Origin of the sequence: Streptomyces albiflavescens (assembly GCF_014645835.1) — a bacterium.
GTDB lineage: Bacteria > Actinomycetota > Actinomycetes > Streptomycetales > Streptomycetaceae > Streptomyces > Streptomyces albiflavescens.
Genome location: NZ_BMMM01000008.1, coordinates 396,491 through 409,128 on the forward strand (window position 1 = coordinate 396,491; position 12,638 = coordinate 409,128).

The window sequence follows — 12,638 nt, forward strand, 5'->3', positions numbered from 1 at the left end:
GGGGCGACGACTCGTTCCCCGGCTGCGCGGCAAGGTCGCCGCGGATCGGGCCGCGATCATGAGGCAGCGGTGACCGCCAGGGCCTTCTGCGCCGTTTCGACCGTTGTCAGACCGAGGACCTAGTCTGTGCACCGTGACTTCGCCTGCATCGACGGACAGCGTTCCGCCCCAGCTCAGCGCGGGGCCGCGCCCCGCTCCGGGCCCGGCCGCCGACGAGGGCCTGGCGCGGCGGCTGCGCGCGCTCGCCTGCACCGCGCCGCTGCACGACCTCGACGTACGCAAGGCGAACCTCGCGGGTGAGTACACGGTGTACGGCATGGCGGAGGTCGCCCTCGCCGCCATCGATCTCGTCACACTGAACATGGACTTCGACACGGGCGCCGACCACGACCAGATAGTGGCCAGGCTCATCCCGCGCATCGCCGCCCAGGCCCCGCGGCGGCCCGTCGCCGAGCACGAGCGCGTGGCCCGCTGGGTGCTGGAGAACCTGATCAACGTCGGCAGCGTCGACCGCGGCTTCCGCGCCGTGTACGGCACCTTCGCGCCCGACGGCTCCTATGTGCGCCGCGACTACGACTTCAAGCTGATCGAGGAGGTGCCCGGTTACGGGGGGAGCGTCTATCTCCGGACGACCGACGAAGCGGTGAACGTCCTCGTCGGCGCCCTCGACACCGACGTCACCAGTGCCCAGATCGCCGCCGAGGTCAAGCTGGAGGTGCTGATCAGCCGTGGCCGGCTCGCCGACGCCCAGCTCGCTGCCGAGCAGGCCCGCTACCGGACCGTGCAGTACTCGGAGACGCTCAGGAAGGCCCTCGACGCCACCCGGCGCAATGTGCGCGCAGTCGACTGGCTCCAGGCCGTGCCCGACATGATTGCCGAGGCTCTCGACCACGTCGCCGACCGTTACCGCCACGAGAACGCGATCCTCACCAACATCCGCAAGGCCCGCGACGAGTCCGAGGACCCCGAGCAGAAGCGCCGTGCCGCCGAGCTCGTCGACATCGTCAAGGACTGCATTCGCAGGCATACGCAGCTGCAGTCCCGGCTCCTGGAGGCCGGCCCGCTGTTCCGCGCCGAGCAGGACCGGCAGGCCTTCGCCACGCCCATGACGACCTCGGGGATAGACCTCTACGGGCATCTCGTCGGCCCCGTACTGCCGCTGCCCGTGGAGCAGGCGCTGCGCGTGACGGACGCGTTCTTCGCGCACGGCACCGGTTTGCGTACGCCGGTGGCGGTACGAGTGGGGGACCTGGTCGACCTGCTCCTGACACCGCCGCTGGAGCGGGAGCACCTCGGGGCGGAGATGCCCGAGCCCGATCTCATCGCCACCCCCGACGACAGTCGGTTCAGCGAGGAGCAGCTCGCGAGCGCGATGGAGTTGCTCGACCTGCCGGCCGATGCGCCGCGGCGGCTGTCCGGGCTGCTGGCCGAGGCCCGGCGCCGCGACCCTGAACTGCCTTACCTCGTCGCCCTGTTGGCCGTCCACGCGGCCAGTCCGCCGGTCGGTACCGCGTACCGGCAGGGCGAGGAGAAGCTGCTGTTCGCCGTGGACGACGGGACCGAGCTGGACGATCCCGAGTTCGGTGGGGCGGATCTCATAGTGGGGACGGCTCTGCTGGATGCGGCCGGGATGGCGGCGGGCCGGACGGAGGCGGCGTGAACGCTGTGCCGGGAGAGCCGGGCAACCACGGGTTGCCTTCGACCCGCAGATCGTCCGTGGCTCGTCGCGCCCACGCCGCGGAGCCGCACTGTGCCACGCCCCGCGCCCCTGTCAGAGGCGCTCTTGCCCCCGTATGTGAGATCAAGGAGCCCCAACCGTGACCGAGCACGTCGAGTGGAGTGAGCCGGAGGCAGTCGCCGCTCCGGCGAACGCGCCCGTCACGCCCGCCGACGCCGCCGACGCGGCGCGGCTCGTCGCCTTCGGGCTCCAGCCCAAGCTGCAGCCCGCGCGCGACCAGGAGTACGCGGAGCTGCTGCGGCGCTACCGCGAGGACCCGCCGTTCGCGCGGCTCGCCGACGCCGTGGCCGCCGGGCTCGGGCTGGTGGTCCTGGAGGTGTCCCCGCGCGCGGGCATGGCCGTGACCGCCGCGGAGGACTCCGTGTTCGCCGTCCGGATGGGCGACTACGCGCGTCGCGCGTCGGCCGACTCGGGGGACCGCTTCCTGCACGGGCTCGCGCATCTCGCCGTCGCCGCCATGGCGTTCCCGCGCCCCGAGGACCTCGCGGACGACGGGTACATCGGGCGCGTCTCGGTCAACGGCGTCGACGCGTTCGTACGGCAGGCCTGTCGTCGCCTGGAGGAGCGGGCCGAGGAGCAGGGCGAGAACACCGACCCGGCCACAGACGCGCCCGGACTGGAGGCGGCCTGGCGGATCTGGGCGCGGCGCAGCTCCACCGGTGCCACCAAGGACGCGCGAAGACTGGCCGGTTCGACCACCGGCATCGTCGGCAAGGCCGTGGCGTTCCTCACCGACTCCGGCTTCCTGCAGCGCACCGGGGACGACGGTGGAGGGACGTACCGGACGACGGCCCGCTATCAGCTTCAGGTCCGTGACATGGCCGGCAGTGCGGCCATGGCCGAGCTCCTCGAGCTGGGCATCGTCCCGGTGACCGACGGCACAGCGACGCTGCTGCCCGCCGAGGACACCGACGACCTGGAGCTGGCGGCCGGAGCCGGACTGCCCTTCCACTCCTGACAGGCCGCACAGCCTGAACTTCCTCGATCCTCCCCAGACTTACGACGAGAGTCCGCCGCCATGTACGAGCTGTCCCGGGTCCGCCTCTACTCCATCGGGCCTGCCGGTGCGCGCTACGCCGACACCGTGCTTGACCTGCGGGGTGTCGGCGAGCCCGTGCCCGACCCCGCGCCCACCCAGGCGGAGTTCTTCGAGGAGGAGCCCGTCGGGCCGCCGCGCCGGCCCGCGCCCGCGGGCGTGCTCTTCCTGGAGAACGGCGGCGGCAAGTCGGTGCTGCTCAAGCTGATCTTCTCGGTGATGCTCCCGGGGCACCGGAACACGCTGGGCGGTGCCAGCTCCGGTGTGCTGCGCAAGTTCCTGCTCGCCGACGACTGCGGGCATGTCGCGCTGGAGTGGCAGCACACACTGACCGGCGAGTGCGTCGTGGTCGGCAAGGTGAGCGAGTGGCGGGGGCGGCAAGTCTCCAACGACCCGAGGAAGTTCGCCGAGGCCTGGTACTCGTTCCGGCCGGGGCCGGGGCTGAGCCTGGACAATCTGCCCGTCGCCGAGGCCACCGCGGTGCGCCCGCCCGTCGAGGGGACCTCCGGCGCGCAGGGGCGGCGGCGCACCATGAAGGGCTTCCGGGACGCGATCAACGAGGCGGGCAAGGCGTATCCGCACCTCGAAGTGCATTGGGAGGAGATCCACGACCGCTGGAACGAGCATCTCGGCGACCTGGGCCTCGACCCCGAACTCTTCCGCTACCAGCGAGAGATGAACGCCGACGAGGGCGAGGCCGCCGGTCTCTTCGCCGTCAAGAAGGACTCCGACTTCACGGATCTGCTGCTGCGTGCCGTCACCGACACCCGGGACACGGACGGGCTCGCCGACCTGGTCGGCGGCTTCGGCAACAAGCTGGGGCGGCGCGCCGAACTGATCGCCGAGCGCGATTTCACGGCGGGGTCCGTGGATCTGCTCGGCCGGATCGTCGACGCCGCCGGGGCACGGGCACGCGCGCGTGACATCCACGCGGGCGCCGAGCGGCGCACCCGGACGCTGGCGCGGCGGCTGTCCGCGCGGGCTGTGCAGGAACGCGTGCGCGCCGGTGAACTCGCACAGCGCGTGACCGCCGCCGCGTACGCCGTCACGCACGCCGAGGGTGCCCGCGCGCGCAGCGCGCTGGTCGCCGCCGAGCTCGCCTACCGACACGCCTCGTTGGCGCTCGCCGGCGCGGAGAAGTCCGCCGCGGCGCAGAAGCGGGAGCTGGCCGACGCGCGCACCTTGCACTCCGCCTGGCAGGCCGCCGAAGCCGTGCTGCGGCACCGCGCCGCCGCCGACCGCTCCGCGCGCGTGGCCGCCGCGATCCGCGAGGCCGAGCGGGACGCCGCGCCCGCGCTCGCCGCGCGGGCCAAGGCCGCCGTCGACCTCGTACGCGCCCTGCACCGCGCCGCCGAAGGCGCCGAGGCGCTCGCCAACGAAGAGGAGGAGCGGTCCGCCGGGCTCCAGGAGGTCGGCGAGACCGCGTACGCCGACTCGACCGCGGCGGCCACCGCCGCGCAGCGCGCCCGCAGTGAGGTCGGGCATCTGCGCCAGCGGCTGACCGAGGTCGAGCAGGAGACCGCCGAGGCGGTCCGCGCGGGCTGGCTCGACGACAGCGCCCCCGACGCCGACCCGGCCCGCGCCGCCCTCGCCGCCAGCGACGCCGAGAAGTCGGCCGTCGCCGCCTGGGACACCGCACGCGAGGCCTCGCGACGCGCTTCGGAGCATGCACGGGAGGCGGCGTCCGCCGAGTCCCGTGCGGAGCTGACGGCGGCGCGCGCGGCCGACGCGGCGACTGCCGCCGAGCGGGCGCACGACGCGGAGTGGCGTACGGCCGAGGCGCTGGCGGGGGAGGAGCGGCTGGCGGAGCTGCTGAGCCTGCCGGGCACCTCGGGCGCCGGGCGGGGCGGCGTGCCGGCGCCGCGAGCGGGAGCCGACGGTTCGGGCGGGCGCGGGGCTGCGCCCGATGACATCGGCGATGACAGCCAGGGCGGTGCCCGCACGACGCGCCATCCCACCGGCGCGGGTGACGGCACCGATGGCGGCGCGGCCGGAGCCGATGAACGGGCTGCCTCCGGTCGGCAGGCCGGTGGCGCGGTGGGCGCAGGCTCGGGCAGCGGCCGGCGGACTGTCGGCGCGGCGGCCGACCGCCCGGCAGGCGGTTCCGGCGAGGCGGGGCCCGATGCCTGGCCCCCGGCCGAAGGCCCCCTCACGCCCGAGCAACTGGACCACTACGCCGACGAACTCCGTGAGCTCCTCGACGACGGTGTCGCCTCCGCCGAGCGCCAGCTCTTCGAGCTGCGGACCGCCGCGGCCGACGACGCACGCATCCTGGGAGCGCTCGGTGACGGCGGGCTGCTGCCGCCCGGGCCGGATGTCCTGGCCACCGTCGAGTACCTCGGCGAGCACGGAATCCCGGCGCTGCCCGGCTGGCGCTACCTCGCGCAGGCCGTCGACCCCGCCGACCACGCGCGCGTGCTGGCCGCCAGGCCGGAGCTGGTCGACGGCGTGATCATCACCGACCCGGACACGCACACCCGGGCCCGCGAGGCGCTCAGCGAGGCCGCACTGCTGCCGCGGTCCGCCGTCGCCGTCGGTACGGCCGCCGCACTGCTCGCCCCGACTCCGGCGCCCGGCGCGGGCGACAGCGGCGTATTCCTCGTACCGCCGAACCCCGCCATGCACGACGAGCACGCCGCCGACGAGGAGCGGCAGGCGCTGCGCGCCCGCGCGACCCGGCGGGACGAGGAGATCCGGGCGCTCGCGGCCCGGCTGGGCAAGGACCGAGAGCTGGCCGCGCGGCTGGCGTCCTGGCGGACCGGCTGCCCCGCGGGGCGGCTCGTCGAGCTCGCCGCGGCCGCCCGGGACGCGCGCGCCTTCGCCGAGGAGGCCGAGACCGAGCTCGCCGAGGCGCGCACCGTCCGGGCGGAGGCCGACGAGGCGGCGGCCGAGGCGGCCCACGTACGGGACGAGCGGCAGGAGGCCGCCCAGCGGGCCCGGCGCGCCGCCGACGCCCTCGCCGGGCTCGCCTTCCGGCTGCGCGAGCGCGCCGGCTGGCAGGTCAAGCTGCGCGAACTGGCCGACGAGGCAACGGAGTCGGAGGCCCGCGCCCAGGTCTGCCTGGAGCGTGCCCGCGCCGCCGACGAGGACCGCCGCGCCGCCCAGCGCGCCGCCGACGACGCCCGCCGTACGGCCCGCGCGCTGCGTGCCGAGCGCGCGGAGATCGCCGGTGCCCCCGACGACGTACCGGAGGACGAGGCGGGCGCGGCGAAGTCGTCGCTGCCCGCCCTGCGTGAGGCCTACCGGGCCGCATCCCAGCTGTACGAGAAGGTCGGCGTCGGAGCCGACCTGCGGGCCGAGCAGGCGCGGGCCGAGAGCGACGAGAGCGCCGCGCTCGCGGAGCTGGACCGGCTCAGCAACAAGGTGCGCACCCGCGCGGCGCAACTCCTGGAGTCCCCGGACGGTTCCGACGGGCCCTCCCGGCAGGCCGCCGCCGCGCGCGCCGAGGAGCTCGTGCAGCTCCTGGAGACCCGCATGTCCACCGCGAGCGAGCAGCTCGGACGGCTGCGCGGCGAGGCCGAGCGGCACGCGCCCGAGGATGGTGAGGCCCACACCGAGCTGTCGCAGGAGCTGGTCCCGCGCGACGCCGAGCACGCGCAGAGCCTGCTGCGTACCGCGACCGCCGAACTCGCCTCCCGTACGGAGGCGTTGAGCCAGGCGCGCGAGGCGCATGCCGAGCTGCTCGACGCCCACCGCGCCGCCGAGGACGCGGCCGGCGGCTTCGACGAGACGGCCGCCCTGCTCAGGGACCTGCTGCGGGAGCACGGGGAGGAGGAGCAGGAGGAGCCCGAGCCTTATCCCGGCACCCTCGAAGAGGCACGGCACTCCGCCGCCGAGACCCGCCGCTCCCTGCGTGGCTGCGCCGCCGACCTCTCCGCCGCCGAGGCCGCGGTGCGCGAGGCGAGCGACGTCCTCGTACGGCATGCGAACTCCACGCGGTACGAGCAGGTGCGCACACCCGCCCGGCAGCAGATCCGCGAGCTGCCCGCCTCCGCGTTGCCCGAGCACGCGCAGAAGTGGGCGGACGCGTTCGCGCCCCGACTGCGGGTCCTCACCGACGAGTTGGAGCAGCTGGAGCGCAACCGGGACTCGATCGTCGACCGGTTGCGTGGGCTCGTGGACTCGGCGCTGGCGACCTTGCGATCCGCTCAGCGACTCTCCCGGCTTCCCGAGGGGCTCGGTGAGTGGTCCGGGCAGGAGTTCCTGCGCATCCGCTTCGAGGAGCCCGACCAGGCGACGCTCACCGAGCGGCTCGGCGAGGTCGTCGACGAGGCCACCCGCGCGGCGGTCAAGAAGAACTCCGACATGCGCCGCGACGGCATGTCGCTGCTGCTGCGCGCAGTCGGTGCCGCCCTCCAGCCGAAGGGCGTCGCCGTCGAGATCCTCAAGCCGGACGCCGTGCTGCGCGCCGAGCGTGTCCCCGTCGGACAGATGGGCGACGTCTTCTCCGGCGGCCAGCTGCTCACCGCCGCCATCGCGCTGTACTGCACGATGGCGGCGCTGCGCAGCAACGACCGGGGCCGCGACAAGCACCGGCACGCCGGAACGCTGTTCCTGGACAACCCCATCGGGCGCGCCAACGCCACGTATCTGCTGGAACTCCAGCGGGCCGTGTCCGACGCGCTCGGCGTCCAACTCCTCTACACCACCGGCCTGTTCGACACGACCGCGCTCGCCGAGTTCCCGCTGGTCATCCGCCTGCGCAACGACGCCGACCTGCGCGCCGGGCTGAAGTACATCAGCGTGGAGGAACACCTCCGACCGGGACTGCCTCAGCAGACCCCGGCCGGGGAAGGCGGCTCGGTGCACAGCGAGATCACGGCAACGAGGATGTTCAAGAGGCCTTCACCTCAAGGCGCCTAGGGGGTTTCTGATGGACCCGCAGGACACGGTCACCTCGCGGCGGGCGCTGCGGCACTGTGAGGACGTGACCTGGAGGGGCTTCTCCTGGCCGCGGCCAAGCGGAGCTCCTCCTGGCCAAGCAGCCCGCACCTATGAGTGCGACAGCTGCCCAGCTCCGCCCTTGCGATGTATTCGCTCCTGCGCACGCTCCGCTGCCCGCGCCTGTCGCCTGGCCTTGCGTCGCTCGCGTCGCAACGCCCGCGCGGTGCTGCTCGGTACCGACACCACTCCGTTCCGCTGGTTCCACACCTGTCGTGTGACCCAGACGTCGAGGGCTGCCCAGGTAGCCACCACCGTGCCGGCAACGCTGCTGAGGACCATGGGGAAGGCCAGCCAGGATCCCGTGACGGTGCACAGGAAGGCCACCACCGCCTGTGTCAGGGTCACGGCGATGATGAGCACCGCCCGCACGGCCGCCGTACGCACCGGATCGGGCAACCGCCGCCTGCGTGCGGGCTCCTCGATCCACAACGGAGGGTAGTACGCCTGCTCTTCGGCTTCTTCCGCTTCCTCCGCCGCCATGCCCTGCTCGGGAGCCCGGCCGCGCACGCTCGTGGCCGCGCGCTGCCCGTCCGCCCGGTCGCGCCCACCCATGGCCTCGCGCAGATCGTCCGACTGATCGTGACCCTCCGCCGGAATGTCGCGATCCGGTGCCTGAGAGGCCGGTTGCGCCGCCTCGGACGTCGCAACGCCTGTCCCGGGCGCCCCGCGCCGCTCCGCCGTGCCCATCAACACGTCACTCCCCACCGCCCAGCAGGCCCCTCGCACTGGTGTCATGCGACACCGGCTCCCCAGTGGCTGCCCGGCTTGCGCTCATTTACGCCGCCTGGGCGCGGCATGTGGCCCCTGTGGCCGATTCCGCCCCCATTTCCCGTACAGAACGACGAACGACGTGCCCCGAAGATTCCCACCGAGCGAAGAATTCCGGCCAACTGACCAAGTTCACCAGTCCGATGTGATCCGGCCCCAAGTGCCGGATTCGGGGAGGCAATCTCCCCCAATGAACGGACAACTGCCCATGTCTCGTTCCCCTCGCGCGGGGGCTGCGCCCGGACGCGTCTTCGAGTTACCTGTGGGTCGGTAGTAGGCTCACGCCGTTTGTTGACGCACATGTGTACCCCCGGCCGGAGGGGGTCAAGCTGGGGGAGGCCATGCGCTTTCGCGGGACGTCCATCCGCCGGAAGATCGTGGCGCTGCTCCTCGTGCCGCTGGTGTCCTTGACCGCGATCTGGGCCTTCGCGACCGTGCTCACGGGCCACGCGGCCAACCAGCTGTTCAACGTGTCGGACATCGTGGAGAAGATCGGCTACCCCACCGAGGACACCGTCCGCGTCCTCCAGCAGGAACGCCGCCAGACCCTCGTCTATTTGGCCGATCCGCGCGCCTCCGACGGGCTTGCGGCGCTCAAGCGCAGCAGGACCGCCACCGACCGGGCCGTGGCGAAGATTCGTATGAACGCCAAGGACGAGGACCTGCGCGAGGAGATGGGCGAGGGCACCGCGGGGCGCCTCACCTCCATCCTGGACGGCGTCGGCGGCATCGACTCGCTGCGCCGCAGCGTCGAGGACGGAACGGTGACCCGCGCCGAGGCCCTCAACCAGTACAACCTTCTCGTGGACCCCTGCTATGCCCTCCTGGCCACTCTCGACGGCGTCGACAACGTGGCGATGGACAAGCAGGCCCGCGCCCTCCTCAACGTCACCCGCGCCCACGAACTGCTCTCCCGTGAGGACGCCCTCCTCGGCTCCGCCCTGGTCGCGGGCCGGGTCTCGCGCGACGAGATCCGCGACATCTCCGATCTCGTGGCCCAGCGCACCCTGCTCTACGACATCAGCCTGCCGCTGCTGCCCTCCTCGGAGCGCGGACGCTACGAGCGCTACTGGAAGAACGCCGACACGGCGCCCCTGCGCGTGGCCGAACAGGCAGTCGTCACCTCCGCCGCGGGCTCACCCCGAGGCGTCACCGCGAAAAGCTGGGACAGGGCGGCCGGGCACGTTCTCGACGAACTCGGCGACCTCGACGACAAGGCGGGCGACCGCTATCAGGACCGGGTACGGCCCGTGGCCATGGGCATCATCGTCAAGGCGGTCATCGCGGGCGTCTTCGGGCTCATCGCCCTGCTGGTCTCGCTCATCATGTCCGTACGCATCGGTCGGAGCCTCATCCGCGATCTGCGACGACTGCGCCTGGAGGCCCACGAGGCGTCCGGCGTCCGGTTGCCCAGCGTCATGCGCCGCCTTTCCGCCGGTGAACAGGTCGACGTCGAGACCGAAGTGCCGCGCCTGGAGTACGACAAGAACGAGATCGGCGAGGTCGGCCAGGCCCTCAACACCCTTCAGCGCGCCGCCGTCGAAGCCGCCGTCAAACAGTCCGAACTGCGCGACGGCGTTTCCGAGGTCTTCGTCAACCTCGCCCGACGCAGCCAGGTCCTGCTCCACAAGCAGCTCACCCTGCTCGACACGATGGAGCGCAGGACCGAGGACACGGACGAACTCGCCGACCTCTTCCGCCTCGACCACCTGACCACGCGCATGCGCCGCCATGCCGAGGGCCTGGTCATTCTCTCCGGCGCCGCCCCGTCCCGGCAGTGGCGCAAGCCGGTCCAGCTCATGGACATCGTCCGCGCCGCTGTCGCCGAGGTCGAGGACTACGAGCGCATCGAGGTACGGCGCCTTCCGCGCGTCGCCGTCACGGGACCAGCGGTCGCCGACCTCACCCACCTGGTGGCCGAACTCCTGGAGAACGCCACGGTGTTCTCACCCCCGCACACCGCCGTCCAGGTCATCGGCGAGCGCGTCGCCAACGGCTTCACCCTGGAGATCCACGACCGTGGCCTGGGGATGGCCGCCGAGGCGCTCCTCGACGCCAACCTGCGACTCGCCGAGACTCCCGAGTTCGAACTCTCCGACACCGACCGGCTCGGCCTCTTCGTCGTCAGCCGGCTCGCCCAGCGGCAGAACGTCCGTGTCTCCCTCCAGCCCTCCCCGTACGGCGGCACCACCGCGGTCGTGTTCATCCCCGACGTGCTGCTCACCGACGACGTCCCGGACACCAACGGCATCGGCTTCCGTCTCGATCGCGCGCTGCCCACCAAGCAGGGCGAGACCGACGAGAACCGCGACGCCGCGCTCGCCCAGGTGCCCGTGCGGCTCCCGGGGCTGCCCGCCTCGATCCTGGACGGTCCGGTCGAACTGGAGGCGCCCGTCAACCTGGACCGGGGGCTCGACGCCCTCACCGGTTTCCCGGGCGCCCTCGACGACGAGGACAGCGAGCGCGGCGGTCTGTTCCGGCCGCGCCGCTCCGTCGTCGGCGTCCCTGGGGAGCAGCACCAGCAGGCGGGCGACAGCCGTGGCGAGCCCGCCCGCTCCGGCGACGACGACGTTCCCGCTCCCGTTCCGCTGCCGAGGCGCCGGGCCCCCAAGCTCGTCACCTCGCACGGCCGCCCTGTGACCCAGACGAGGTCGCGGCGCGACGAGACGGACGAGGAACTCGCCGAGGAGTTCGCGTCACTGCAGAGTCAGAGTCTGGAGCCGGTGCAGAACCTGGAGCCGGCGGAGCGCGGCGCGCTCGAGCTCGAGGGCGCGAAGCCGCTGCCGGCCCGGCGCGGTGAGCGCGGAGAGACCCCGGCACGGCGCGGCGGTGAGCGCTCCGAGGCCCCCGGCCTTCGCGAAGCCTCCGGCGCGCGAGAGACCGCTGGTCTGCGTGAGGCTCCCGGTCTGCGTGAGACGCCGCCCGGCCTTCGCGATGCCCCCGCCCTCCCCAAGCGCACCCGTAGCACCCCCGCGTCGCCGAGTACGGGCGAGACCACCCCGCGCTCCGACGCCGTGAGGGGGGAGGCAGAATTGGCTGTGAGCCCGCTGCCCCGCCGCGTCCGACAGGCCAATCTGGCCCCGCAGTTGAAGGCAGGCCCCGAACGCCGAACGGAGCGGGACAAGGCTCGCAACGGCATCGGAGCGGACGCTGCCGACCGCGATGCCGACGAGGTACGCAACCGGATGGCTTCGCTCCAGCGGGGCTGGCAGCGAGGCCGCCAGGAGAACGCCGCGGGCGACGAGGCCCAGGACGGCACAGCACCAGGAACGACAAAGGGGGACGGTCGATGACCGCACCGAAGGCCGAAGGGCCCACCGCGACCAGCAATGCGTCAGGCGAGCTGAACTGGCTTCTCGATGAACTGGTCGACCGCGTCGCCAGCATCCGCAAGGCAATCGTGCTCTCCGGCGACGGCCTTCCGACCGGGGCGTCCAAGGATCTGACCCGGGAGGACAGCGAACACCTGGCCGCGGTCGCCTCCGGCTTCCACAGCCTCGCCAAGGGCGTCGGCCGCCACTTCGAGGCGGGCAGCGTCCGGCAGACCGTCGTCGAGCTCGACGACGCCTTCCTGTTCGTCACGGCAGCCGGTGACGGCAGCTGCCTCGCCGTCCTCTCGGACGCCGACTCCGACGTCGGGCAGGTCGCGTACGAGATGACGCTCCTCGTCAAGCGGGTCGGCGTACATCTGGCAGCCACTCCACGCACCGATCTGCCTTCGGGCGGGTAGTGGGATGACATGAGCGGAGACGGTCAGGGAAAACGCCACTGGTTCGACGACGAGGCCGGACCGGTGGTCCGTCCGTACGCCATGACACGCGGCCGCACCACCAGTCCGGCCCAGCACCGCCTCGACCTGATCGCGGTGGTCGTCACGGAACCACACGCCTACGACCCGGAAGCGGACCAGACGCTGTCCCCGGAACACGTGGACATCGTCGGACTCTGCCGCGACGCCCCCCAGTCGGTCGCCGAACTCGCCGCCGAACTCGACCTGCCCATCGGAGTGGTACGGGTCCTCATCGGGGACCTGGTCGATGAGGAAATGGTCCATGTGACACGCCCCGTACCCCCTGCCGAACTACCGGACGAGAGTATTCTGCGCGACGTGATCAACGGCCTCCGGGCGCTCTGAGCAGGGCGGAAGCGGGG

The 12,638-nt window shown here is 72.8% G+C and carries 7 protein-coding genes; 6 read left to right on the forward strand and 1 reads right to left on the reverse strand.

The genetic code is table 11. The annotated features are described in order from the left end of the window. Positions 1-133: 133 nt before the first annotated feature. The 3 genes from IEY95_RS23750 (at position 134) to IEY95_RS23760 (ending at position 7,637) form a co-directional block, all read left to right on the forward strand. Positions 134-1,660, forward strand: coding sequence for a hypothetical protein (locus IEY95_RS23750; RefSeq protein ID WP_189188117.1), 1,527 nt, complete (start codon positions 134-136; stop codon positions 1,658-1,660). A gap of 157 nt (positions 1,661-1,817) precedes the next feature. After that, entirely contained in the window at positions 1,818-2,696 is an 879-nt protein-coding gene (locus IEY95_RS23755) for a hypothetical protein (RefSeq protein ID WP_189188118.1), read from the forward strand. A gap of 60 nt (positions 2,697-2,756) precedes the next feature. Beyond that, positions 2,757-7,637, forward strand: coding sequence for a hypothetical protein (locus tag IEY95_RS23760; RefSeq protein ID WP_189188119.1), 4,881 nt, complete (start codon positions 2,757-2,759; stop codon positions 7,635-7,637). 129 nt (positions 7,638-7,766) lie between these two features. On the opposite strand, the gene IEY95_RS23765 is transcribed toward IEY95_RS23760, so the two are convergent. Then, positions 7,767-8,453, reverse strand: coding sequence for a hypothetical protein (locus IEY95_RS23765; RefSeq protein ID WP_229703258.1), 687 nt, complete (start codon positions 8,451-8,453; stop codon positions 7,767-7,769). 374 nt (positions 8,454-8,827) lie between these two features. Here IEY95_RS23765 and IEY95_RS23770 point away from each other — a divergent pair, with 374 nt between their 5' ends. From IEY95_RS23770 to IEY95_RS23780, 3 genes are read left to right on the forward strand one after another with little or no spacing between them, the layout of a single operon-like run. Beyond that, complete coding sequence (locus IEY95_RS23770; protein ID WP_189188120.1) at positions 8,828-11,779, forward strand: sensor histidine kinase; 2,952 nt, start codon at positions 8,828-8,830, stop codon at positions 11,777-11,779. Further along, entirely contained in the window at positions 11,776-12,216 is a 441-nt protein-coding gene (locus IEY95_RS23775; RefSeq protein WP_189188121.1) for a roadblock/LC7 domain-containing protein, read from the forward strand. Before IEY95_RS23770 ends, IEY95_RS23775 begins: the two co-directional genes overlap by 4 nt. A gap of 9 nt (positions 12,217-12,225) precedes the next feature. After that, positions 12,226-12,621, forward strand: a complete 396-nt coding sequence (locus IEY95_RS23780) for a DUF742 domain-containing protein (protein WP_189188122.1) — start codon at positions 12,226-12,228, stop codon at positions 12,619-12,621. The last annotated feature ends 17 nt before the right edge of the window (positions 12,622-12,638 follow it).